Source organism: Celeribacter sp., assembly GCF_048259695.1.
GTDB lineage: Bacteria > Pseudomonadota > Alphaproteobacteria > Rhodobacterales > Rhodobacteraceae > Celeribacter.
The window spans coordinates 96,566-121,355 of sequence record NZ_JBLXHL010000003.1; the positions used below are offsets into that span (position 1 = coordinate 96,566).

At 60.4% G+C, this 24,790-nt stretch carries 20 protein-coding genes, 1 tRNA gene and 1 pseudogene; 13 read left to right on the top strand and 9 right to left on the bottom strand.

Translation table 11 applies throughout. From position 1 onward, the window contains the following. Positions 1 to 9: 9 nt before the first annotated feature. From ACN0Q0_RS06360 to rimK, 4 genes are all read right to left on the bottom strand, one after another. Positions 10 to 759 carry a DUF3307 domain-containing protein gene (locus ACN0Q0_RS06360; RefSeq protein ID WP_417242547.1) on the bottom strand — a complete coding sequence of 250 codons (750 nt, stop codon included), beginning with the start codon at positions 757 to 759 and terminating at the stop codon, positions 10 to 12. Beyond that, on the bottom strand, positions 752 to 1,396 hold the full coding sequence (locus ACN0Q0_RS06365; protein WP_417242548.1) for a hypothetical protein: 645 nt from the start codon (positions 1,394 to 1,396) through the stop codon (positions 752 to 754). Before ACN0Q0_RS06365 ends, ACN0Q0_RS06360 begins: the two co-directional genes overlap by 8 nt. 141 nt (positions 1,397 to 1,537) lie before the next feature. Further along, a complete protein-coding gene (locus ACN0Q0_RS06370) occupies positions 1,538 to 1,900 on the bottom strand; it encodes an SUF system Fe-S cluster assembly protein (protein WP_417242549.1) in 363 nt (120 codons plus the stop codon). A gap of 147 nt (positions 1,901 to 2,047) precedes the next feature. Further along, complete coding sequence (rimK, locus tag ACN0Q0_RS06375; protein WP_417242550.1) at positions 2,048 to 3,445, bottom strand: 30S ribosomal protein S6--L-glutamate ligase; 1,398 nt, start codon at positions 3,443 to 3,445, stop codon at positions 2,048 to 2,050. A 152-nt stretch (positions 3,446 to 3,597) separates the two neighbouring features. On the opposite strand from rimK, the gene tgt reads away from it, so the two are divergent. Both tgt and ACN0Q0_RS06385 read left to right on the top strand, forming a co-directional pair. Then, positions 3,598 to 4,728 carry a tRNA guanosine(34) transglycosylase Tgt gene (gene tgt, locus ACN0Q0_RS06380; RefSeq protein WP_417242551.1) on the top strand — a complete coding sequence of 377 codons (1,131 nt, stop codon included), beginning with the start codon at positions 3,598 to 3,600 and terminating at the stop codon, positions 4,726 to 4,728. A 10-nt stretch (positions 4,729 to 4,738) separates the two neighbouring features. Next, on the top strand, positions 4,739 to 5,281 hold the full coding sequence (locus ACN0Q0_RS06385; protein WP_417242552.1) for a hypothetical protein: 543 nt from the start codon (positions 4,739 to 4,741) through the stop codon (positions 5,279 to 5,281). Positions 5,282 to 5,314: 33 nt separating this feature from the next. On the opposite strand, the gene ACN0Q0_RS06390 is transcribed toward ACN0Q0_RS06385, so the two are convergent. After that, positions 5,315 to 7,555: a glycosyltransferase family 2 protein gene (locus ACN0Q0_RS06390; RefSeq protein ID WP_417242553.1), complete on the bottom strand. Its 2,241-nt coding sequence runs from the start codon at positions 7,553 to 7,555 to the stop codon at positions 5,315 to 5,317. A 20-nt stretch (positions 7,556 to 7,575) separates the two neighbouring features. Continuing rightward, positions 7,576 to 7,704, bottom strand: coding sequence for a hypothetical protein (locus ACN0Q0_RS06395; protein ID WP_417242554.1), 129 nt, complete (start codon positions 7,702 to 7,704; stop codon positions 7,576 to 7,578). A 303-nt stretch (positions 7,705 to 8,007) separates the two neighbouring features. On the opposite strand from ACN0Q0_RS06395, the gene lon reads away from it, so the two are divergent. From lon to ACN0Q0_RS06415, 4 genes are all read left to right on the top strand, one after another. Then, positions 8,008 to 10,416, top strand: a complete 2,409-nt coding sequence (lon, locus tag ACN0Q0_RS06400; protein WP_417242555.1) for an endopeptidase La — start codon at positions 8,008 to 8,010, stop codon at positions 10,414 to 10,416. A gap of 261 nt (positions 10,417 to 10,677) precedes the next feature. Further along, positions 10,678 to 11,130, top strand: a complete 453-nt coding sequence (locus ACN0Q0_RS06405; protein WP_417242556.1) for an HU family DNA-binding protein — start codon at positions 10,678 to 10,680, stop codon at positions 11,128 to 11,130. A gap of 59 nt (positions 11,131 to 11,189) precedes the next feature. Then, positions 11,190 to 11,264, top strand: a tRNA-Val gene (locus ACN0Q0_RS06410). Positions 11,265 to 11,422: 158 nt separating this feature from the next. After that, positions 11,423 to 11,647 carry an RND transporter gene (locus tag ACN0Q0_RS06415; RefSeq protein ID WP_417242557.1) on the top strand — a complete coding sequence of 75 codons (225 nt, stop codon included), beginning with the start codon at positions 11,423 to 11,425 and terminating at the stop codon, positions 11,645 to 11,647. 9 nt (positions 11,648 to 11,656) lie between these two features. On the opposite strand, the gene ACN0Q0_RS06420 is transcribed toward ACN0Q0_RS06415, so the two are convergent. Both ACN0Q0_RS06420 and ACN0Q0_RS06425 read right to left on the bottom strand, forming a co-directional pair. Further along, positions 11,657 to 12,982, bottom strand: coding sequence for a S41 family peptidase (locus tag ACN0Q0_RS06420; RefSeq protein WP_417242558.1), 1,326 nt, complete (start codon positions 12,980 to 12,982; stop codon positions 11,657 to 11,659). Positions 12,983 to 12,987: 5 nt separating this feature from the next. Beyond that, positions 12,988 to 14,391, bottom strand: coding sequence for a M20/M25/M40 family metallo-hydrolase (locus ACN0Q0_RS06425; protein ID WP_417242559.1), 1,404 nt, complete (start codon positions 14,389 to 14,391; stop codon positions 12,988 to 12,990). Positions 14,392 to 14,643: 252 nt separating this feature from the next. Between ACN0Q0_RS06425 and hemA the strand changes: the two genes are divergently transcribed. From hemA to ispG, 4 genes and pseudogenes are all read left to right on the top strand, one after another. Continuing rightward, positions 14,644 to 15,873, top strand: coding sequence for a 5-aminolevulinate synthase (gene hemA / locus ACN0Q0_RS06430; protein ID WP_417242560.1), 1,230 nt, complete (start codon positions 14,644 to 14,646; stop codon positions 15,871 to 15,873). Between the two features lie 190 nt (positions 15,874 to 16,063). Beyond that, positions 16,064 to 16,228 (top strand): annotated as a pseudogene (locus ACN0Q0_RS06435) (helix-turn-helix domain-containing protein); the annotation flags it as partial. A 63-nt stretch (positions 16,229 to 16,291) separates the two neighbouring features. Beyond that, complete coding sequence (locus ACN0Q0_RS06440) at positions 16,292 to 17,197, top strand: DUF4115 domain-containing protein (RefSeq protein WP_417242867.1); 906 nt, start codon at positions 16,292 to 16,294, stop codon at positions 17,195 to 17,197. 138 nt (positions 17,198 to 17,335) lie between these two features. Continuing rightward, complete coding sequence (gene ispG / locus ACN0Q0_RS06445; protein ID WP_417242561.1) at positions 17,336 to 18,469, top strand: flavodoxin-dependent (E)-4-hydroxy-3-methylbut-2-enyl-diphosphate synthase; 1,134 nt, start codon at positions 17,336 to 17,338, stop codon at positions 18,467 to 18,469. Positions 18,470 to 18,566: 97 nt separating this feature from the next. Here the strand turns inward: ispG and ACN0Q0_RS06450 are convergent, their stop codons facing one another. Next, complete coding sequence (locus ACN0Q0_RS06450) at positions 18,567 to 19,370, bottom strand: DsbA family protein (protein ID WP_417242562.1); 804 nt, start codon at positions 19,368 to 19,370, stop codon at positions 18,567 to 18,569. Positions 19,371 to 19,567: 197 nt separating this feature from the next. On the opposite strand from ACN0Q0_RS06450, the gene ACN0Q0_RS06455 reads away from it, so the two are divergent. From ACN0Q0_RS06455 to ACN0Q0_RS06465, 3 genes are all read left to right on the top strand, one after another. Further along, positions 19,568 to 20,716, top strand: a complete 1,149-nt coding sequence (locus ACN0Q0_RS06455; RefSeq protein ID WP_417242563.1) for a pyridoxal phosphate-dependent aminotransferase — start codon at positions 19,568 to 19,570, stop codon at positions 20,714 to 20,716. Between the two features lie 112 nt (positions 20,717 to 20,828). Further along, on the top strand, positions 20,829 to 22,022 hold the full coding sequence (locus ACN0Q0_RS06460) for an N-acetylmuramoyl-L-alanine amidase (RefSeq protein WP_417242564.1): 1,194 nt from the start codon (positions 20,829 to 20,831) through the stop codon (positions 22,020 to 22,022). A gap of 178 nt (positions 22,023 to 22,200) precedes the next feature. Beyond that, a complete protein-coding gene (locus tag ACN0Q0_RS06465; RefSeq protein ID WP_417242565.1) occupies positions 22,201 to 24,705 on the top strand; it encodes a penicillin-binding protein 1A in 2,505 nt (834 codons plus the stop codon). Positions 24,706 to 24,790: the final 85 nt, after the last annotated feature.

Below are 24,790 nucleotides of genomic sequence, written 5' to 3' on the forward strand. Positions count from 1 at the left end.
GCCTTTAACCTAAGGTGTGGGGCGCATGATCTCAAGCGGTGGAAGCGCATCGCGTAGGGCAATCACGCCGATTGTGATCGCAATCGCCCATCCAAACGAGGCAAGCGTGCCTATAATCACCCATTCGGCCTTTTTGGTGTCTTGTGTGGCCTCGAACCGCAACACGGATTTCGCTGCGACGAGAAAACCGATGCCGGCGGGCATATGGCCGATGAGCATCAGGAAAATAAGGCCCCGCTCTAACACCCCGATCCAGAAGCCGCCGTTTTGCAGGCTTTCGCCGTCCTGCGCGGTTCCGGTGGGCGTTGTTGTGAACGGGCTGTCGCCAAACCGTTGCATCAGCTTGCCCACGGCAAACCCGCCCGCGCGGGTGGTGTAAATCAGCCCCGCCGCAAGGAGCATGGCGTGCGCCACCCACGCGGGCGCCGTTCCCCACAGGCCCGTTGCATAGAGATCGGGTGCGATGAGGGCGAGGGCGCCGATCGTGGCCAGATGTGCGCCCTGATCGGCCAAATAGGCGGCAATGCCGTCGTCCGCAAATCTGGCTTTGACCCAGTCAATGATGACGTGCGCGAGCGCGAGCAGGTAAATCCACGGGTCCGCGAGCTGCCCCGTCGCAACCATCGCCGCCCCAAGCACGATCAGGAAGTGCAGGAACAAGGTCTCGGATTTGGATTTCTGCGCCACCATCCACGCCGATTGAAACACGTAATCGGCTAGGACATGGGCGAGAAACAGCGCGGCGAGGAGGCTAGTCAAAATAGGGACCTTTCTCAAGGCTTGTCAGTGCCATGCGTAGGGGCGAGAGGGCCGCCGCTTCCAGGGATTTCGTAATGGATTGCCGTGATTTTCCGAGTGCTTTTGCAACATCTGTGAATGATGGGTCATCCAAAGTCTTCAGGTAGGGCAAAATTGCGCTGGCTTGGGCGGGTGTCCACCCTTGGGAAATGTGATCCGCAAGGACAACGACTGCGTTCAGGGCCTTGTTTTGGCCATAGGCCATTTTTTCGGTAGTGCTCAGTTGTGATACCTTGTCCAGTAAATGGCCGGATGCGACAAATGCGGATCCCGTGGCATCGTTCAAATCCATTGAAATCGTGGCCCCGATCTCCCCCTCCGCAATCCCGATGTAGCTGTCGAACTCACGGCCCAAACTGCGCAGAGCGGCCCGAAACGCCAATGCCGACCTGAGCGCGTATTTCGGCGCGGTGAGGGCCACTTGCCACCCGTCGCCGCGGTGGCGGGTGAAGTGGAGGCTGTCGCCCATCCACGCGGCTTGCATCTCGGCGCAGTCTTTGAGCGCCTCGAACGCCTGTTCGATTTTTTGCGGCCCCAACGCGGTGGAGCCGACGAGATCGCCCGTAAGGACGGCTATCTTGCGTGTGTGCGTGACCATGGTGCATCCAATATAGGTTGCGTGTCGCAGAATGCAACCTTTTTAGGTTGCGCGTAAAGGTGCATCCTAAAATGATTGCGAAACGAAAAACGCAGCCGTTTTAGGCTGCGCTTTCATGGTTCATCTCAGATCTTGGGCGGTTTACATAAAGCCCAGTTCGAGACGGGCCTCGTCGGACATCATTTCCATGCCCCACGGTGGCTCCCACGTCAGATCGACCTCGACGTGTTTCACGCCGGCCACGGGTTCAATCGCATCCACGAGCCAACCGGGCATTTCACCGGCAACGGGACAGCCCGCAGCGGTCAGCGTCATAATCACACTGACTTCGTTTTCGGCATTGATCTCAATCGTATAGACGAGGCCAAGGTCATAAATATTCACGGGAATCTCAGGGTCATACACCGTGCGACAAGCCTCGACGATGGCCTCATGCAACGGGTGATCCGTGCTTGAGGGTTTGATCAGGGGCGTGCCTTCGACGGGGTTGTCACTGTCGGTCATATCTACTGCTTTCACGTTATTCCTGAGCAAAGATATAGGTTTTTAGACGGCGGAGGTCCAGAGGGGTCTCGTGCATTCGTGTGACACATTTGGACGCGGGAAGATTTCACCCCCACGCCCTTGTTTTAAAATAGTTTTCAAAAATGATCAGGACGCTTTGCGCGATTTTCGTGCCGGAACGGGGCGCATCCGTTTCTCGATCATGTCGTAAACCAACCCCGCGATGTTCTTGCCCGTGGCGGTTTCGGCCCCCTCGAAACCCGGCGAGGAATTGACCTCCAACACCTTTGGGCCATCCTCGGCACGGAGCAAATCCACCCCCGCAATGCGCAGGCCAAACGCCTTGGCCGAGCGCAGGGCCGCCTCGCGTTCGGCTTTGGAAATGCGCACGGGTGTGGCGGTGCCGCCCAGATGCAGGTTGGAGCGGAAATCCCCGCCCGAGGAGGTGCGTTTGATCGCCACCGCCACCTTGCCGTCGATCACGACACAGCGGATATCCTCGCCCGAGGCTTCCTTTACGAAATGCTGTACGAGGAAGTTGGCTTTGAGCCCGCGAAAGGCGGAGATCACCGATTGTGCGGCTTTTTTGGTTTCGGCCAGAACCACGCCGCGCCCTTGGGTGCTTTCCAACAGTTTGACGATCAGTGGTGCCTGACCCGCCAGAGCGATCAGGTTGTCGGTATCCTTGGGCGAGGCGGCAAAGGCGGTGGTGGGCATACCGATACGGTAACGGGCAAGCACCTGATGGGCCTGCAATTTATCGCGCGACTGGGTGATGCCGCTCGATCCGTTGACGCAAAAGGTGCCGATGGTTTCGAACTGGCGAATGACGGCGGTGCCATAGGAGGTGATCGACGCGCCGATCCGCGGAATGACGGCGTCATAGCGCGGCAGACGCATCCCGTCGTAGTAGATCTCGGGCGCCATTGCGTTGATCGCCATGTAGCACCGCGTGGTGTCGATCACCTCGACCACGTGGCCGCGCCTTTCGCCCTCTTCGACGAGGCGCCGTGTGGAATAGCTGTCGGGTTCACGCGACAGGACCGCGATGCGCAGGGCCCGTGCGGGACCGGAGGCACGGATCGCCGATGAAAAATAGACGCTGCTGTCCAGACGCGGCTGACAAAAGCTCTCGGACGGGGTGATGACCATGTTTTCGCTGATCGCCTGACGCCCGAGCAACATGCGGTAGGCCATGGTGTTGCGGTTGGTCAGGGTGATCTCGATCGGCCAAATGTGGTCGCCCATTTTGATGTCGGAGGCGATGACATAGCGCAGTTCGGTTTCGCCATTGGATGAGGTCACCTCGCGGCGGTCCACCACATCGGCGGAGCACGAAATGGTGATGTCCTCGCGTCCGGGGACGGGATGGACGTTAAAGCGGACCTTGGGCGCATCATCATGGCCGAACGGTTCGATGTCAAAGGCATGCAGCGCCGAGGTCCGTGCCCCTGTGTCCACTTTGACCTTGAGGGCGGGCAGGCCGAGATCGGGCAGGGAGGCCCATTCTTCCCAACCCAAGGCAAAGGGCGCTTTGTCCGTCATATCCGTCTCTTTCCAGTTGCGAGAAACCAAGCCGCCCCAGTTTCATCTTTGGTCTATTTTGACAAGAGATTTGTGAACCATCGATGAAGATGGGGACAGACCCGCGCACAGCCCTCTGGTCCGCGGCGCGATTTGGCGGTATTGCAGCGCCCATGACACAAAGATTCTCGTTTTCCCTCGCCGCCACAGATGGCAAAGCCCGCACGGGCGTTATTTCCACCCCGCGCGGTGACATTCGCACGCCCGCCTTTATGCCCGTCGGCACCGCCGCAACGGTCAAGGCGATGATGCCCGAAAGCGTCGCGGCCACGGGGGCGGATATTTTGCTCGGCAATACCTACCATTTGATGCTGCGCCCCACGGCGGAACGCATTGACCGGTTGGGCGGGCTGCACAAGTTTATGAACTGGGACAAGCCGATCCTCACCGACAGCGGCGGGTTTCAGGTGATGAGCCTCGCCGAGCTGCGCAAGCTGACCGAAAAGGGCGTGACGTTTCGCTCCCATATCGACGGCTCCAAACACGAATTGACGCCCGAGCGGTCGATGGAAATCCAGCGTTTGTTGGGGTCGGACATTGTGATGGCGTTCGACGAATGCCCCGCGCTTCCTGCCGACCGTGCGCGCATCACCGAAAGCATGCGCCTGTCGATGCGGTGGGCCGCGCGGTCGCGCGAGGCCTTTGGCGATCGTCCGGGGCATGCGCTGTTCGGTATTCAACAAGGCGGTTTGGAAGAGGACTTGCGCGGCGAGAGCGCCGAGGCGCTGACCAAAATCGGGTTCGAGGGCTACGCCATTGGCGGTCTGGCCGTGGGCGAGGGACAAGAGGCGATGTTCGACTGTCTGGACTACGCGCCCGATCAACTGCCCCAAGACAAGCCGCGCTATCTGATGGGCGTGGGCAAGCCCGACGACATTGTGGGCGCGGTCAAACGTGGCGTCGATATGATGGATTGCGTGTTGCCATCGCGCTCCGGCCGCACAGGTCAGGCGTTCACGCGGCGCGGTGTGGTCAACATCAAAAACGCCCGTCACGCCGACGATCCGCGCCCTCTGGACGAGGCTTGCACCTGTCCGGCGTGCTCGAAATATTCCCGCGCCTACCTGCACCATGTGTTCCGCGCCGGCGAGATGATTTCGGGGATGCTGCTGACCTGGCACAACCTGCATTATTATCAGGAGATCATGCAGGGGATGCGGGACGCCATCGCGGCGGGGCGGTTTGCCGCGTGGGAAAAAGAGTTCCACGACACCCGTGCGCTTGGCGATATCGAGCCTGTGTGAGGGTATGACAATGACCGCACGGACCGCCACGGCGCTTGCCCTCACGCTCTTCGCGACACCGGTAATGGCGGGCGAAAGCCTGTGCGGGTGGAGCGATGCCGACCGTGTTCTGGCGGCCCTTGCGGGGGCGTTCGCGGGCGATCTGTCGGTTCAGGTCGAGGCCGAAACCGTGTCGACCACCAAGACCTTTGCCGATGACCGTGCCACGCTGTCTCCCGATGGGGATCTGTCCGATGCCTTCCTTGGCAATCTGGTCCGTGATCCGGTTGCGTTGACACTTGGCGCACCGGTTTACGATGTGGACGCCGTGGATGATCTGTTGTGGACGGCCGAGGCCGAATGGATCGCGGATGCCGTGTCCCTGACGCCCTGCGGTCCCGAAGATTTGCCACAACTTTCCGGCTCCTTTGTGGGGGGCGAGGGCTTTGCGGGGCAGGTCACGTTGATCCCCTATTTCACCGATAAGGTCGTGATGGTTTTCGAGGTGGATTACAGTGGCGATTGGGGGCTGTCGGAGATCACAGGCACCGCTCTTTTGACACCCGCGCCCTGAACACCCGCGCCCTGAACACCCGCACCCCGAACACTAGCGCCGCGAAAACGGGAGGCGCTGTGTGATCCAGTCATAGGTATTATAGACCCACGGACGTGGATGAATGCGGCGTTTGCGCCGTTTGCGCCCGCTTTTGCGGGGGGCTGCGGGCCGGGGTGTGGGGGCCGTCTCGGTCGGTGGTCCCTGTGGCAAGGCACTGGCCGTTGCTGCCAATAGCGCGGTGATCTGGGCGTGGCTTGCCCCCGTGGACGGGCTCCAGTCCTCTTGGGCCAAGGCGGTGCGCCATGCGCCCGTGTCGGGGGCGTATCCACGGGCGGCAGCACAGTCGGCGGATTGATCTTCCCATTGATCCAAAAGCGCCAAACGCGCCGCAGGGGGCAGCGCACTTTGCACGGGATCACCATCGGGGGCGGTGGCAAAATAGCCGCGTAAAATCCGTTGTCGAATGTGCAAGTACGGCTGTAACATGTTGACAAGGCGCAAGAAATCCGTGGTTTCACGGCTATAGCTTTTGTAGTGGGGCGCGGGGGCCGCAGGCAGACCGCTGTGCCCGTCAAGGTCCAGACCGGCCAAGGCGCAAAACGCGGGCCAGATCCCCGCACCCTGACGGGCCGTGTCGAAATCGGCCAGTTTGACGGGATGGCCGGTTGCGGCCTCGAACGGCGCAACCTGTGTCGGCAGGTTCAAAAGCGCCGCGCCGAAGTCGACCAGAAATTCGTCGTAACTGCGCGCGCCCATAGCGCGGCCACAGGCCACCCATTCACGGTAAAAGGATTCCGCATAGCGCATCGGGTTGCGGTGAAAGGCCACCACATCCACGGTCCCAAATCCGCTAAACCTGTGCATGAGGGCGGCAATCGCCGCCTCGCGGTCAGACGCCGTGGGCAACCCCATGTTTTCGCACGAGATCACCACGGTGTGCGCCCCGCTTTTGCGCACCTCGCGCCAAAGCGCGTCCCATACGGCTTCGTCAGCGGCCCGCAGGGCAAAAAGCAATCCCTGATGCCCCGGTGTCCCCCCTGTGCGGGTGTCGAACTGGTCCTCTTGGGCAAAGCCCGTGAGCGGGACCAGAATGCCGCGCGATTTGAGCGCCTCGCGGTGGGCGATCAATTGGTGTTGTAGATAGGTCGATCCGGTTTTGTGTTGGCCGATGTGCAGCACAAGCCGTTTGGCGTTAAACTTTGGCGGGGCAGGCGGCAGGTCCGCGGGCGCGGGGGCGCGGCGTAACAGGACCTTGTGTGCCGCCTTGAAATCACCCGTGCGCAGGGCGCGGTGCAACTCGAAAAAGTCGACGCGGCGGATCAGCCCGCGTTTTGTGCGCATCCCGATCCGCGAGGTTTTGCGCACCATTGCATCGTCGAACACCGCGTTGCCGAACCGGTCGTCGCCCAAAAGGGCCGCGATGCGTTGCCCCAGTTCGGCGTAGGCCACGTCATAGCGGTTCTCGACGAGTGCGCGGATCACATCCATATCCCAGATCAGCCGCGAGACGGTGTTGAACAACTCGCGTTTTTGATAGCGCTTGGGCAAGGAGCGATCGGCAACCCGCGCCCGAACGAGGCCCATGCATTTCTCGATCAACTGGACCTGTAGCCTATGGGTTTCAAACCCTTCCGAGGTGACCGAAATCGATCCCGCCCGCCGCCGCCAGACCCGCACGGGTTCGCCCAGATAGGCGATGGAGCGGGCGCGGGTGACGCAGTCGAGCACAAACAGACGGTCCTCGAATTTGCGCTGTTCGGTGTCAAATGCCAGATCGAACTCAGCCAGAAACGCGCGGCTGTACAGGCTCGACCATGAGGAGACGATAAACTGTGCCTCTTCGCCGCCCTTGAGGCCACGGGTGACGCGCTGTTTGAGGTGCAACAGTTTGTCTCGCGGCAAAATCTGTGTCTCGGCGCTGCCTGCGGTTCCCAGATAGCAACAGGCATGGACCATATCGGCGCGGGTCTGCATCGCATAGGCAAACTGGCGCTCTAATCCACGTGTGGTGTAATAATCGTCGGCGTCGAGAAAGCCGATATAGGTGCCGCGTGCCACGGCCAGACCGGTGTTGCGCGCCGCAGACAGGCCGCTGTTTTGATCGTGGTGTAAAACGGTGACGTTAAACCCCGCGGTGAGGCGGGCGAGATCGGCGGGGGAAAACGCCTCGGGATTATCATTTACGACAATGATTTCAACGCCTTCAATGCGTTGAGACTGGATCGAGGTGAGCGCCGCATGCAAAAATGCCGTTTCGTTGTAAAACGGAACGATGACGGTGAGCGGGATCATATCGGACTATAGGGAAAGATTTAAAGGCTCTCGACGTCTGGGTCGCCATCGCCACCGGACGGCCCGTCATCGTCCAGATCATCCGAGCCCGTGAACATGGCGGTCCCACCGAGCAAAAGGAGCAGGAGGATGGTGAAAGCTTCGGGCATAAAAAAACCTTTGGTTAACCTTACGTCTCTTTTTTCCCTTAAAAACCCGATGGCGTCAAGCAAATGGTAAGATTGATCGCATCTGTGGGCATAGATGGCCTGCGGATGCGCGAATGTTTCCCGAAAGGGTCGGAATTATGCGCTTGCGGCACCGTGCGCGGACAGGCACACTTCCGTGCAAAACGACCTGTCGTTGTGGTTGAAATTTCGGGCGCGTCCCCCAAATGTAAAGACCAAGACGGAAAAGACCACGAATTGCCGCCCAAGCGGGATTGGGTCTTTTTGCCAAGATAAGGATAAAAAATGCACGAGCAAACCCAAAGCTACCCCGTTCTGCCCCTTCGCGACATTGTGGTGTTCCCGCATATGGTTGTGCCGCTGTTTGTTGGCCGCGACAAATCCGTGAAAGCCCTCGAAGAGGTGATGGCGAACGACCAACAGATTTTGCTGTCGGCCCAGATGGACCCTGCACTGGATGATCCCGAAGCGGACGCGATTTACCGCACGGGCGTGTTGGCCAATGTGCTGCAATTGCTCAAACTGCCCGACGGCACGGTCAAAGTGTTGGTCGAGGGGCAAACCCGCGTCAAAATCGCGAGCTTCGAGGCGCATGAGCCGTTTTTCCTCGCCAAAATCGAACCGCTTGAGGAAACACAGGGGGACGCCGCCACCGTGACCGCGTTGGTGCGGGCCGTGGCCGAGGAGTTTGAGCGCTACGCCAAGATCAAAAAGAACATTCCCGAGGAGGCTATGGTGGCCGTCTCGGAAGCGCGCGACAGCGCCAAACTGGCCGATCTTGTATCGGGTCACTTGGGCGTGGATGTCGAGCAAAAGCAAAAGCTGCTTGAAACGCTCTCGGTCGAGGCGCGTCTTGAGGCGGTCTACGGCATGATGCAGGGCGAAATGTCCGTGCTGCACGTCGAGAAAAAAATCAAAACCCGCGTCAAATCGCAGATGGAGCGCACACAGCGCGAGTACTATTTGAATGAGCAAATGAAGGCCATTCAAAAGGAACTCGGTGATGGCGAGGAGGGCGCGGGCGAAGTGGCCGAACTAGAGGCCAAAATCGCCGCGACCAAGTTTTCCAAAGAGGCCAAGGAAAAGGCCGAGGCCGAGCTGAAAAAGCTCAAGAACATGAGCCCGATGTCGGCGGAAGCCACGGTCGTGCGCAACTACCTTGACTGGATGTTGTCGATCCCGTGGGGGACCAAATCGCGCGTCAAAAAGGATTTGAACCGCGCCGAGGAGATCCTTGATACCGATCACTACGGTTTGGAAAAGGTCAAAGAGCGCATCGTTGAATATCTCGCCGTGCAACAGCGCAGCCAGAAACTCAAAGGCCCGATCATGTGCCTTGTGGGCCCTCCCGGTGTGGGGAAAACGAGCTTGGGCAAATCGGTCGCCAAGGCCACGGGGCGCGAGTTCATTCGCATCTCTTTGGGCGGCGTGCGTGACGAGTCCGAGATCCGCGGCCACCGCCGCACCTACATCGGCTCCATGCCCGGAAAGATTATCCAGGCGCTCAAAAAGGCCAAAACCACCAACCCGCTTATCTTGCTCGACGAGATCGACAAGATGGGTCAGGACATGCGTGGCGATCCCGCGTCCGCGATGCTCGAAGTGCTTGATCCGGAACAGAACTCCACCTTTGTGGATCACTATATGGAGGTCGAGTATGACCTCTCCAACGTGATGTTCCTGACCACCTCCAACAGCTACAACATGCCCGGACCGCTGCTTGACCGCATGGAGATCATCCCGCTGTCGGGCTACACCGAGGACGAGAAGTTCGAGATCGCCAAACAGCACCTGATCCCCAAGCAGATCAAGAACCACGGCCTCAAAGCCAAGGAATTTTCGATCACCGATGACGGGTTGATTGATGTGATCCGTTATTACACCCGCGAAGCGGGCGTTCGGAACCTCGAGCGCGAATTCGCCAAAGTGGCGCGCAAAGCTGTGACCAAACTGGTCAAGAAACAGGTCGAAAGCGTTACGATCACCTCCGACAATCTGGAGGAGTATCTCGGCGTGCAGCGGTTCCGCCACGGGTTGGCCGAGAAAGACGATCAAATCGGTGTTGTCACCGGTCTGGCCTATACCTCCGTGGGCGGGGATCTGTTGCAGATCGAAGCCCTCAAACTGCCGGGTAAGGGGCGCATGAAAACCACCGGCAAGCTCGGTGATGTGATGAAAGAGAGCATCGAGGCGGCAAGCTCCTATGTGCGCTCGATCGCGCCCTCCATCGGGGTGAAACCGCCGCTGTTCGACACGATGGACATTCACGTCCACGTGCCTGATGGCGCGACGCCCAAAGACGGCCCATCGGCGGGGTTGGCGATGGTCACAACCATTGTGTCGGTGCTCACGCAAATTCCCGTGCGCAAGGATATCGCGATGACGGGTGAGGTCAGTCTGCGGGGCAATGCCACGGCGATTGGCGGCCTCAAGGAGAAACTGCTCGCCGCTCTGCGTGGCGGTATCACCACGGTTCTGATCCCCGAGGAAAACGTCAAGGACCTCGCGGACATTCCCGATAACGTCAAAGCGGGTCTCGAAATCATCCCCGTGAGCCACGTGTCCGAAGTGCTCAAACACGCCCTTGTGCGTCAACCCGAGGCGGTGGAGTGGGACGACAAAGCCGAGGAGGCCGCGCGACTGGCTAAAATCACCGCCGGAAACGATCCGGCCCAAGCTGCGGTGGCGCATTAACGGGCCACCACAACGGGCCACCACGCAAACCGGCCTGAATGTTCGAAATGTGACTGTTCGAAACGGGAACGGGCGCCCTTCGGGGCGCCCTTTTTCGTGTGAATATTGTGCAACCTTTGTTCAAAGCGGGCGATTTTGTCTCACTTGTGTTCGATTTGCCCCCCTTTGGGTCCGAACCGCCGCCGCCCCGTCTTGGAACTTTAGTTTCGTGACGATGCGCGTTATGGTGCGGCATCGTTTTTCTCTAGTGAGATATGGATCATGGCCAAGAGCCCAAAAAACACCCCCACCGACACATCCGCGCCTAAACCGGCGTCCAAAGTTGCGGCGGCCAAAGCCTCCGTTGCGAAATCCGCGGCCGCCAAAGCCGCCAAGCCAACGCTTGTATCCTCGAACAATCTGGACGTGCCTGTGGCCGCTGTGGTGACGGAACTGGGCAAGAAGGATTTTCTGGACCGTGTGAGCGAGGCCGCAGGCGTCAAACGGGGCACCGCGAAAAAGATCGTGGATGCCGTGTTGATGGAATTGGGCGACACCTTGCAGCGCGGTGAAAACGTCAACTTGCCGCCGCTTGGCAAACTGTCGGTCAACCGTATGAAAGAGGCGCCAAACGCCCATATCATGATTACCAAGATCCGTCGCTCCAAATCGATGGTCGAGGCCGCCAAAGCACCGGATGAGCCGGCCGAATTTACCGACGAAAAGCACGATTGATTTTTCGGGTTTTCACCCTTGCATCAGTAAACCCGTGGCGTTAAATACCGCGCCACGGCGGGTGATTAGCTCAGTGGTAGAGCGCTTCGTTCACATCGAAGATGTCAGGAGTTCAAATCTCTTATCACCCACCATTTTCCACTTTTCATGATGGACCACGTGATTGATCGGGTGTCACGGGTGTCGCCGTTGAACGAGCGCCTTGGCGGGCGCTCTTTTGCATGTGTGGCTGCGGGGGCGGGTACGTGACAAACTCACAGACGCGCCTTCCATCCGCCACCATAGTGGGGCGATGAAATATATAGACGCCCTCCCGCTTTCCTCCCTGATTTTGATCTGTCTCACGCTTGGGCTTGCGCCCTTCGTGCCTGCGCCGCATGTCTGGGAAAAGCTCAGGATGCTTGTGGCCGGCGGGCTTGTGCGCCCCGTCGACATCTTTGATCTGTTGTTTCACGGCCTGCCGTGGGTGTTGTTGGCGCTTAAACTGTTGCGCGGATCACGGCGCAACGCCGGTTGACGGCGCAGGTTATCGGTTCGACAGATGCGCCAGTGCGGCCTCCAACATCGTGTCTTTTCCCTGTGAAAACCCTGTTGCGTCAACGGCATAGGGTAGATCGGGCGGGATGCCCGCGCCCTCGAAATTTTCGCCGCGCACAGAGGTGTAGACCTGATGGGACAGGGTGAATTGCCATTTGTTGGGCAGGGTCCGCACCATCACATCCGACAGTGATCCCGTGGTGTTTTCGCCCATCACCGTTACCTGATCCAGTTCGCGCGCCGCCATGACGAATATCTCCGCCGAGGAGGCCGTTTCGGAACTGGTCAACACCACCACGGGGGCCACAATAGGCGCGGGTGATCCGCGCCCCGTCACGGGGGTCGGGGCCGTCATATAGCCCTTCAGGATTTGCGTGCGTTTGGACCCTGCGGGCCAGTCGGTGGCGGAAAACAGACCTGCGTAGGTCAATGCGACGGGATCGGAGCCGCCGGAATTGGTGCGCAGGTCGACGATCACGCCCTTGGCGCTCGCGTAAATCTCGGACAATTGAGCGACCACCCGCACGGCCTCATCGGCCATCGGTTGGCCCAGTGGCGGTTCGGTTTCCATGTGGTGGAGGCCGATATAGGCGATCTCGCCGGCAAGCCACCCGTGGCGCACGCCGCTTGTCTCGATAAACTGGCGTTCGGCCAGCAGATAGCTGTCGGTGACCTGCCAAAAGGCGCGTTGATCGCGGTCCCACGGGGCCGGAGCCAGAGGCGAAAAATCCCCCGAGGGCGTCAACAGGTTGACGTGGGCATCCTCAAGGCCGCGCACGGAACGGGCCATCACATCCGACAGGTGTTGGGGGTCGAAACTCCCGGCGAGCGCCTCCAACGCTTCGGTGCGCCGCGCCTCCCAATCGACGCCGAATAGCGCAAAGTTGGGGTAATGGGTGTCAAAGGTGCGCCAAAAGACGTCAAAGGTTTCAAGCGGCCCCGCCATTTTGCCGTGCAGACATTGATCGGGGAGCGCATCCACGCGGTAGGCCCGCACATCGTCGAGCACATCGGCCACCCCGATGGTCAGATCGTCGCCTTGGACGTCAAAGGAATACCCCGCCAGACGCCGCGCCATGCCCAGATGCGCGGGCAGGCTGAGACTTGGCAAACACGACACCGGCGTGATTTCGTGCAGGGCGATGGTGAAGGGCGTGATCTGGACCACGAGGCCGTAGCCATTGGTGATCCAGATGCCTTGCAGGTCTTTGGGCGGCTTGCCCGACCACCACAGCGCCCCGAGGGCAAGCCCCGTCACGACAAGTGCGGCCCCGATAAGGCGTAGCACGCGCACGATCATGTCTGACAGGGTCACGCGGATTAGCCTTTCGCCTTTGTGCTGACGGCGTCGAGTATACGCGCCCACGAACGGATGCCTTTGTGAAAGCATTCGAGGTCGTATTTCTCGTTGGGGCTATGGATTGCGTCATCGTCGCGACCAAATCCGGTGAGCAGGGCGTCAACGCCGACGATCTTTTTGAAATACCCCGCAATCGGGATCGACCCGCCACAGCCGATAAAGGCGGCCTCGTTGGGCCATTCATCGGACAGGGCGCGGCGCGTGGCCTCGAACGCAGGGTGCGCGGTTTCCATCACCGAGGCGGGCGAGGCGCCGTGCGGGTGGAATTCAACGGTGCAATCGGCGGGCAGGCGGGCCTCGACATAGGCGCGTAGGCTCTCGCGGATTTTATGCGGATCTTGCGTGCCGACAAGACGGGCGGAGACCTTGGCCGAGGCTTGCGCAGGCAGCACGGTTTTGAACCCGTCACCTGTGTAACCACCTGTAATGCCGTTAAATTCCATCGTCGGGCGAGACCAGATCATTTCCAGTGCGGTGCGGTCGTGTTCGCCCGCGGGCAGGTTCAACCCGACCTCGCCCAGAAAGGCCTCGTGTTCAAATCCCAAGGCCTGCCACTGGGCCGCGACATCGGCGGGCAGCTCCGGCACGCCGTCATAAAACCCGTCGAGTGTCACGCGGCCCTGATCGTCGTGCAGCCCCGCGAGGATGCGGGTGAGGACGCGGATCGGGTTTTGCGCCGGTCCGCCATACATGCCCGAGTGCAGGTCCTTGTCGGCGGCCTTGATGGTGATTTCCTCGCCCATCAATCCGCGCAGCATGGTCACAATCGCGGGGGTGTCATGGCCGAACAGGCCGGTGTCACAAATCAGCGCCACGTCGCCTTTGAGGCGGTCTTTGTACTCTTTCATAAACGGGACGAGCGAGGGCGATCCGCTTTCTTCCTCGCCTTCGAAGAAAAAGGTGATTTCGCACGGCAATTGCCCATGCTCGGCCACCCATGCGCGACAGGCCTCGACAAAGGTCATCAACTGTCCCTTGTCGTCCGACGAACCGCGTCCACGGATGACATCGCCTTTCGCGGTGGCCTCGACGGCGGGGGCAAACGGGTCCTTGGCCCAAAGGGTGAGCGGGTCGACCGGCTGCACGTCATAGTGGCCGTAAAACACAAGATGTGGTGTGTCTTTGCCCGCAGGACCGTCCACATGCCCCATCACCATCGGATGTCCGGGGGTGGCGATGGTTTCGGCTTTGACGCCCAGTGTCGCCAGATCGGCCACGAGCCAATCGGCGGCGCGGGCGCAATCGGCCTTGTATGCGGGGTCGGTTGAAATCGAGGGAATCGCAAGCAAATCAAGCAGTCGCGCCACGGCGGCGTCGAGGTCTGTATCAATGCGGTCGAGGACGGGGGAGAGGCGTTTGGCCATGATCGGAAACCTTTCGGGATATGCGGGCGCTTTTGCCGCACAGTAACGGGCGGATTTGCAGTGTCCAGAGATTGGGCACGGGTTGACATAGATCATTCTTAAACGAATTTTAGATCAGCTAAGACTACAAGCGACGAACAGGATGGATTTGACCCCTCGGTGACAATAGGTAGCGATTTGTGAATACGAGGTCGCTTTTTGGATCCGGGCTTGCTAAAAGGGTCGAACGAAAGACGCGCGAAAGGACTACCAGTGGATTATACGGCGAAGCTTGACGAGGCGTTGCAGCGGCTCCATGACGAGGGGCGGTACCGCACCTTTATCGACATTGAGCGCAAGCGCGGTAATTTCCCCCACGCAACGTGGAAGAAACCCGATGGCACCGAAAAGCCGGTGACTGTCTGGTGTGGCAACGATTACCTCGGCATGGGTCAGCACCCCGATGTGTTGACCGCCATGAAGGACGCCGTGGATGCAACGGGTGCGGGCTCTGGTGGCACGCGCAATATTTCCGGCACCACCGTCTACCACAAACGCCTTGAGGCCGAGCTTGCCGATTGGCACAACAAAGAAGCCGCTCTGGTGTTCTCGTCGGCCTATATCGCCAATGACGCAACACTGTCGACGCTGCCGAAATTGTTTCCCGGTCTCATCACCTATTCCGATGAATTGAACCACGCCTCGATGATCGAAGGCATTCGCCGCAATGGCGGTGCGAAATGCATTTTCCGCCACAACGACATGGCGCATCTGCGTGCATTGCTTGAGGCCTCCGACAAGGACGCGCCCAAGCTGATCGCATTCGAATCCGTCTACTCGATGGACGGCGATTTCGGCCCGATCGAGGAAATGCTTGATCTTGCGGACGAATTCGGCGCACTGACCTACATCGACGAGGTTCACGCGGTTGGCCTGTATGGTGCGCGTGGCGCCGGTGTGGCCGAGCGCGATGGCCTGATGGACCGGATCGATATCGTCAACGGCACACTTGGCAAGGCGGTCGGCGTGTTCGGGGGCTATATCGCCGCCTCCGCGAAAATGTGTGATGCGGTGCGCTCCTATGCGCCCGGCTTCATTTTCACCACCTCGCTTCCGCCCGCCGTGGCCGCAGGGGCCGCAGCCTCGATTACCCACCTCAAGGGCGAGGGCGGTGTCGCTTTGCGCGAACACCACCAAACCCAGGCGGTGATCCTGAAAACGCGTCTCAAAGGTCTCGGCCTGCCGATCACCGATCATGGCTCGCATATTGTGCCGCTGATCGTGGGCGATCCCAAACATACCAAGCTGATGTCCGACATGTTGCTTGAGCAATACGGCATCTACGTTCAGCCGGTGAACTTCCCGACTGTGCCGCGTGGCACAGAGCGGTTGCGGTTTACCCCGTCGCCCGTTCACGGACCGCGCGAAATGGATGCACTCATTCACGGTCTCGACGCGCTTTGGAGCCATTGTGCGCTGAATCGTGCCGAGTTGGCGGGTTAACCATAGTTTCTCCCTGTGCGACCCTATTTATGCTGTGGTAAGTATTTAACACCGTTCGGAGCGATTCGAACGGTGTAGGGGACAAAAGACAGGGGCAGTTCGCATGATAGGACGGTGGAGCAAACCACCCGTCGAAGAGGTAAGTGAACCTCGCGGCTTTGACGATTTCGAGCTTAAGCTCGGGGACGTCATGCGTGGGGAACGTGCGACTCAGTCCAAATCTCTTTTGGATGTCCAACGCGAACTCAAAATCAAAGCCACCTATATTGCCGCCATTGAAAACGCGGACCCGAGCGTATTTGAAACCCAAGGGTTCATCGCGGGCTATGTGCGGTCTTATGCCCGCTATCTCGGTCTTGATCCCGACTGGGCCTTTGTGCGCTTTTGCGCCGAAAGCGGCTTTGCCGTTGCGCATGGCATGGCACCCGAGGCCTCGAGCAAGCGCGCCGCCGCAGTTGCGACAAAGCCGAATGTCAAACGCGACCCGTTCTCTGATCCCAACGCAAGCTTTGTGCCGCGTGGCGAAAGCTTTCTGGCGAAAGTCGAACCCGGGGCGATTGGCTCCACCGCCGTATTGTTGTTGCTCGTCGGTGTGATCGGGTTCGGTGGTTGGTCCGTCCTCAAAGAAATTCAAAAGGTGCAATTGGCCCCCGTCGACCAAACCCCCGGTCTGGTGGCCGAAACCGCACCCGTTCAATCCACACAGCAAACGGTTGTGGCCGCCCTCGACGAAGGCGTGGGCATCGCGGCCCCCTCCGCCGATGCGTTCAATCGCCTGTACCGTCCGCAAGCCCTCGATGTGCCTGTGCTCGTGCCGCGCGATGGCCCGATTGCGACCCTTGATCCGCGCTCTGTCGGCTCTCTGGGGGCCGAAAGCGCCGAGGATCGTTTGAATGCCATGTCCGGCCAGATTGCCGATGCGGCGTTGAACGATGGTTTTGCAAATGCGCCAATTCAGGTGGTCGAGGCCGATGCCCCCGAATTGGCTGTCGTTGCGGTCAATGCCACATGGGTGCGCGTCAGCTCCGCTGATGGCTCTATCCTGTTCGAGAAAATCCTCAACGCCGGAGAACGCTACGTTCTACCCGCCACCGAGGACGCGCCGTTTTTGCGCACCGGTAACGCGGGGGGCGTCTATTTCGCCGTCAACGGTCAGGCCTATGGCCCCGCCGGCGGATCCGGCTCTGTGGTGAAAAACATCGCGCTGTCCGTGGCGGCTGTTTCCGAGTCGTTTCAGCCGGTTGATCTCGCCGCGAACGAAGGCGTGGCGGAGATGTTCCGCGTGGCACAAAACGACGTGACCGCGACACCCGCGTCACAGTAACACCGCCGCTTTCATCTGTCTTATCGGGCCTGTCCGGCACCTCACCTGTGCGCGATCAAGGGTGTCGGGTGCTTGCACGCCCGCACCGCGCGCCGTATCAAGGGCGTGACAAACTCCCTGCCGCAAGGACCGCACCCCATGTCCCACAATCCGATCCGCCCCTGGCGCAATATCGAGCGCCGCGTCAGCCGTAAAATCTGGGTGGGCGATGTGCCTGTGGGGGGCGACGCACCGATCACCGTGCAAACCATGACCAACACCGACAGCGGTGATGTCAAAGCGACCTTGGGTCAGGTGATCCGTGCCGCCGAAGCCGGTGCCGACATTGTCCGCATCTCCGCCCCCGATGTGGCCGCGACCAAAGCGCTCAAGGAAATTTGCCGCGAAAGCCCCGTGCCGATCGTGGCCGATATCCATTTTCACTACAAACGCGCGATCGAGGCGGCCGAGGCGGGAGCGGCGTGTTTGCGCATCAACCCCGGCAATATCGGTGACGAGAGCCGCGTCAAAGAGGTGATCAAAGCGGCCAAGGATCACAACTGTTCGATCCGCATTGGCGTCAATGGCGGCTCGTTGGAACGTCATCTGCTTGAGAAATATGGCGAACCCTGTCCCGAGGCGATGGTGGAAAGTGGTCTCGACCACATCAAAATTCTCGAGGATAACGATTTCCACAACTTCAAAATCTCGGTCAAGGCCTCCGACGTGTTCCTCGCGTCCGCCGCCTATCAACAATTGGCCGAGGCCACCGACGCGCCGATCCACCTTGGCATCACCGAGGCGGGCGGTTTGATGTCCGGCACGATCAAATCGGCCATCGGCATGGGGCAATTGTTGTGGATGGGCATCGGCGATACCATCCGTGTGAGCCTGTCGGCGGATCCGGTCGAGGAGGTCAAGGTTGGCTATGAAATCCTGAAATCGCTCGGCCTGCGCCACCGTGGTGTGAACATTATTTCCTGTCCGTCCTGTGCGCGTCAGGGGTTTGACGTGATCAAAACGGTTGAAGCGTTGGAGCAGCGTCTCGAACATATCAAAACGCCGATGTCGCTGTCGATTATCGGCTGTGTCGTCAACGGTCCCGGTGAGGCGTTGATGACCGACGTCGGGTGGACGGGCGGCGGCGCGGGCCACGGCATGGTCTATCTGGGCGGCAAGCAAAGCCACAAGATGGACAACGAGCGCATGGTGGAACACATCGTCGAACAGGTCGAGGCCAAAGCCGCCGAACTGGCCGCGAGCCTCGCTGCCGCTGACGACGCCGCCGGATAGTCCGCCTCAATGCGACACCGCGCGCATCGGTCCAGACATAAAAGCCCCGCCAATGAGCGGGGCTTTTTTCGGGGCCGGAGGGGCGCGTCAGGCGGGTTTAGCCCTTTTCGCGCAGCTCCGCGACAATCTCGGTCATGGCGTCAAACGGCACATAGCCACGCACAAGCTCTTGACCCATCACAAAGGTCGGTGTGCCGGAAATCTGGAAAATCTGGCCAAGCTGTTGGTTGCGACCCAAAATGGTGTTCACCTCGTCACTGTCGAGCGCGGCCATGACCGCATCCGTATCCAGATCAAGATCCTTGGCCATCCGTTTCAAACTGCCCTCGGTGACGTTGCCACGGGCGGTCATCAATTCATGGTGGATCGCGTCATAGGCCTCGACACCGCCCACGGTGCGCACCGCCAGGGCAAAGCGGGCTGCCAGAACGCTCTCTTCGCCAAGGATCGGGAATTCTTTGACGATGAGTTTGATATTGCCGTCTTTTTCCAACAGCGCCTTCACATCGGGATAGGCTTTTTTGCAGTAGCCACAGCGGTAATCGGAGAACTCGACGAACACCAGATCGGCGTCTGGGTTGCCATAGACCAGATCGCCCTCGGCCTCGAACAGATCGGCGGCATGGGCGGCAATGAGATCCGCTTCGCCGGCCTCTTGTGCGGCTTGTTGGCGCTGGTTGTAGACGTCGACCGCCTCCATCAAGACTTCGGGATTTTCCAACAGATAGGCCCGGATTTCGGCCCCGAAGGCGGTGCGTTCGGCATCGGTCATCGCGTTGAGGTCAAGGGCATAAGCCCCCGATACCGTGGTGGCCGCCAAAAGGGTGGCGGTGCCAAAGCGGGTCAGAGCGCGGGGCAAAAAGTGGGCCGGAAGGCGGGCCAAAAAGCGGTGTTGGGCCATGAGATATCTCTCCGTTCAAAACTGTTCCCAACGCGTCTACCACATCGCCCGCGCGGGTCCACCCAACAGTTGCGTGACCGGTGGTCGCATCCGGTGCGGTTTGGTGCGATTTGGGACGGGCCGGTGCCGGCGAGCCGTTGCAATTTCGCCCCCCAACTGGCATCGGTTGGGCAACACCCGAACCAAAAGGCCTGCTGATGAAAACTTCCCGCCGTAGCAACGTTGATCCGTTTATTGTCATGGATGTGATGGAGGCCGCCCGCGCCGCCGAGGACGCGGGCCGTCACGTGATCCATATGGAAGTGGGCCAGCCGTCAACCGGCGCCCCCGCCAAAGCCCGCGCCAAACTGGCCGCCGCGATGGAAGACGGCCCATTGGGCTACACCGTGGCGCTTGGGCTGCCCGAATTGCGCCACGCCATCGCGGGGCTTTATGCCGACTGGTATGGTGTCACCGTCGATCCGTCCCGTGTCGTGGTCACGTCAGGGTCCTCGGGCGCCTTCATCCTTGCCTTTACCGCGCTGTTTGACGCCGGGGCCAAAGTGGCCTTGGGCGAACCGGGGTATCCGTCCTATCGCCAGATCCTGAGTGCATTGGACATCACACCCGTGGGCATTCAATCCACCCCCGAAAACCGGCTGCAACCGGTGCCGACACAAATTCCCGACGATGTGGACGGGTTGATTGTCGCCAGTCCGGGCAACCCCTCCGGCACGATGTTGGACCGTGCGGCGATGGCGGCCCTGATCGAGACCTGTGCGGCCAAAGGCATTTCGTTCATCTCCGACGAGATTTACCACGGTGTGCAGTACGACAAACGCGCCGTGACGGCGTTGGAGGTCAGCGATGATGTCTATGTCATCAATTCGTTTTCCAAATATTTCTCCATGACGGGGTGGCGCATCGGGTGGATGGTGGTGCCACAGGATCATGTGCGGGTGATCGAACGTTTGGCGCAAAACCTGTTCATCTGTCCGCCCCACGCCGCACAGATTGCGGCCCTTGGCGCCTTGCAAGGGCGCGATGAATGCGACGCCCATGTCGGGGTCTACGCCGAAAACCGGCGCCTGATGATGGAGGCGTTGCCAAAGATCGGCTTTGACAAGATCGCGCCGCCTGACGGGGCGTTCTATATCTATGCCGATGTATCGGAGTTGACCGGTGACAGCCGTGCCTTTTGCGCCGAGATCCTCGATCAGGCGGGGGTGGCCGTCACGCCGGGGTTGGATTTCGACCCTGTGCGCGGGGCGCGAACCCTGCGGTTTTCCTATGCCCGTTCGACGGCGGACATCCGCGAGGGGCTGTCGCGGCTTCACGAGTTTATGAGCAACCGCACCAAGGGCTAGGATCGCGGGGGATGCGCCGTTAGAGTGCGGCGAAACCAAAGTATGCGATGAGGCGAATGGATAGGGTGTGGGTGTGATCGGGGTAGGGCTGCGATTTTTGAGGGCGGCAGGTGTGGCGTTGGCGTTGGCCGCCGCCCCGTTTGCCGCATCGGCACAGGACGGGTTTACCGCGCTGACCCCTGCGTCGAACGCGGGGTCGTATCTGCGCGATGAGGGCGCCACCACATGGCTGCACCTGCGCATGGGGCAACCCGTGCCGTTCCGTATTTTCACCCTGAGCGACCCGATGCGCCTTGTGATTGACCTGTCCGAGGTGGATTGGACGGGGTTCGATGCCCGTGCGTTCGAGCAATCGCAGGCCGTTTTGGGGCTGCGGGTCGGGTTGTTTCGCCCCGGATGGTCGCGCATGGTGATCGACCTTGACCGCCCGTTGAAAATCGAAATGGCGGAAATGTCGCGCGATGCGAGCGGTGCCGTCTTGCGCTTGGCGATGGAAGCCACGGATGTCGAACACTTTGTTGCCGGTGCGGGGGCGCCCGCCGCGGCGCAGGTCGAGCGGGCCAATGCGGCCGTTTCCTTGCCCACACAGTCCAGACCCGTGGGCGGGCCGTTGGTCGTGGTGCTCGATCCGGGGCATGGCGGCATTGATCCGGGCGCGGAGCGTGATGGCGTCAAGGAGGCCGACCTGATGCTGACCTTTGCCCGCGAGTTGCGCGACACCTTGGTCCGTGCCGGTGGGTTCGAGGTGTCATTGACCCGCGAGGATGACAGCTTTGTCCCGCTTGAGACGCGTATCACCCGCGCCCGCGAGGCGGGGGCGGATGTATTTCTATCGCTGCACGCGGATGCGATTTCCGAGGGCCGCGCCGAGGGGGCGACCGTCTATACTCTGGCGGACCGTGCCTCTGACGAGGCGTCGCGCAAACTGGCCGAACGCCATGACCGCTCCGACATCTTGTCGGGTGTGGATCTGAGCGATCAGGATGACGTGATTGCGGGGGTGTTGTTGGACATGGCCCGCACCGAGACGCGACCGCGCACGGAGGCCTTGGCCGATGCTTTGGTGGCGGCGCTTGAGCAAAGCGTGGGGATGCACAAGCGTCCGCGCCTTGAGGCGGGGTTTTCGGTGCTCAAATCGGCGGATATTCCGTCTGTTTTGTTGGAGCTCGGGTTTTTATCGTCGCAAAAGGACCGCGCCAAACTTGGCGATGCGGCGTGGCGGGCCAAGGCGGCATGGGCGGTGCGTGATGCCCTGGTCGCGTGGCAACAGGCCGATCGTGCCGCGGCGCGTAATCTGCGCAAGTAAAGCGACGGTTGTGCGATGGACCTTTCGCGGGGCCTTGCGACAGGCGAAGCCCCGCGCACAACCGGTCACATTTTCGCGGGTTCGTTTTGACCATGGGCCATGGGGTGTATAAGTAGGGCCAATAGTTGGGGCGGCGAGTCACTTGGCGTGTGCTCCAACGGTGGGAAAGGCTATTTGCGTGCTTCGGTTTATACTCTCTTTTTTCGGGACGATTTTCTCACTCGTAACAACGGGGCTGATTTTGCTCGCGGTGGTGATCGGCGGCGTGCTCTGGATGTACAGCCGCGATTTGCCCAATCACGAAACTCTGGCGCAATATCAACCGCCCACCATTTCGCGCGTCTATAGCGGAGAGGGTAAAATCATCGACGAGTTCGCCCGTGAACGCCGTCTGTATACGCCGCCCACCGAAATCCCCGATCTGGTGAAATTCGCCTTTATTTCCGCCGAGGATAAGAACTTTTATAACCACCCCGGTTATGACATTCGCGGCATGTTGGCCGCCGCAATCTCGGCGGCGCAGGGGGGGCGGTTGCGCGGAGCGTCCACCATTACCCAACAGGTGATGAAGAACTTTTTGCTCTCCTCCGACCGCTCCGCCGAACGGAAAATCAAGGAAATCATCCTTGCCTCGCGTCTGGAACAAACCCTGTCAAAAGACGAAATTCTGGGGCTGTATCTCAACGAGATCGACCTTGGTGCGCGCTCCTTCGGGGTGACGGCTGCGGCACAGACCTATTTCAACAAGACGCTGAGCGAACTTACCCCCGAAGAGGCGGCATTCCTCGCGATCCACCCCAAAGCGCCCTATTCCTATCACCCCGTCAAAAACTACGATGCCGCGCTGACCCGCCGTAATTTCGTGCTGCGCGAGATGTACGAGAACGGCTATCTGACGCAAGAGGACTATGAACGCGCCCGCCTGACGCCGATCCTGTCGGTGCAAAACGGCGATTACGAAGGCTTTCGCGAACAGCTGCCGCCGCGCGATTATTTTACGGATGAAATCCGCCGCCAACTGTCCCAGAACTTTGGCGAGGAAGAGTTTTTCGAGGGCGGACTGTCGATCCGCGCCACCATTGATCCCGAATTGCAATCGGTGGCCGCACGCGCACTTGAGGGGCGTCTGGAAACCCTTGACCGTGAGCGCGGTGTCTGGCGCGGGACGGGCAAAGCCATTGATCCGGCCACCATTGATGCGGGGACATGGCAGCAGGCGCTTGGCGAGACCCGCGTGGCACGCGACATCACGCTCGATGGCGGATGGTCCGTCGGGGTGGTCGACCAGATTGCCGATCAATCCATGACGGTTCTGGTCGAGGACACCGGCGAGGTCACGGTGCCGCGCGAGGACATCAAATGGATGCGCGGCGGGTTCTCCGACAACTTCGAACGCGGCGATGTGGTCCATATCCGCCGCATGACAACGGGCGATAATGGCGACGGCGATCTGATCCGGTGGAGCCTGCGTCAGGTGCCGGGGGTGCAGGGCGGCTTTGTCGCGATGGACGTGAACACGGGCCGCGTGATCGCCATGCAGGGCGGGTTTTCCTATCAGCATTCCGTATTCAACCGCGCCACACAGGCCACGCGCCAACCGGGCTCGTCGTTCAAACCCTTTGTCTATGCGGCGGCCCTCGACAGCGGGTTCACGCCCGCCACCATCGTCGTGGATGCGCCGATCGAGATCAACACACCCCAAGGGGTCTGGCGCCCCCAGAACGCCTCGCGGCAATTCTACGGCCCGACGCCGCTGCGCACAGGCATCGAGCAATCGCGCAACCTGATGACCATCCGTCTGGCCCAAGAGGTCGGCATGGATGTGGTCGCGGGCTATGCCGAACGCTTTGGTGTTTATGACCGGATGGGGCAATTCCTCGCCTCCTCGCTCGGGGCCGAAGAGACCACATTGTACAAAATGGTGTCGGCCTATGCGATGTTTGCCAATGGCGGCGAGCGGGTGGAGCCGACCCTCGTTGACCGCGTTCAGGACCGGTTTGGCCGCACCGTTTACAAACACGATCAACGTGACTGTAGCGAATGCGATGTCGCCGCGCTTGATCCGGGGGTTGCGCCCACAATCGTGTCGAACCGCGAGCGCGTGATGGATGCGATCACCGCCTATCAGCTGACCTCGATGATGCAGGGCGTTGTCTCGCGTGGTACTGCCCGCGGCCGCATCGATCTGCCTGTGCCTGTGGCGGGCAAAACCGGAACGACCAACGATGGCAAGGATGCATGGTTCGTGGGCTTTACCTCGAACATCGTGGCCGGTTGTTACATCGGGTTTGACACGCCGCGGTCCATGCCGGGGGCCTCGGGTGGCGGCTTTTGTGGTCCGGTGTTCAACGAGTTCATGCAAGAGGCCGTGGCCAAATTCGGCGGCGGAAAATTCCGCGTCCCCCCCGGCGGCCACTTTATCAAGATCGACCGTTTTACCGGCGCACGCCTGTCCGACGACGCCTCGGGTGCCAACGTTGTGGCCGAGTATTTCCGCGATGGCGAAGAGCCGGTGTTCGGGCTGATGTTCGACGGTGGCTTTGCGATGGGTGCCGATTTGCCGATGTTTGATGCCGGCGAGGTCGAGAGCGGCGAACGCGCGGTGGAAACCACCTCCGGGCAGACCATCAAAATCCCCAAAAAAGCGACCTTCAATTCGCTGTCTTCGGGCGGGCTATACTAAGGCCGCAGTGATCGTATGCGCCGGTTGCGCGCCGATTGCACGTGGTGCGATGCGGCGCGGGGCTTGTATCGGGGCGCGTCCCCGC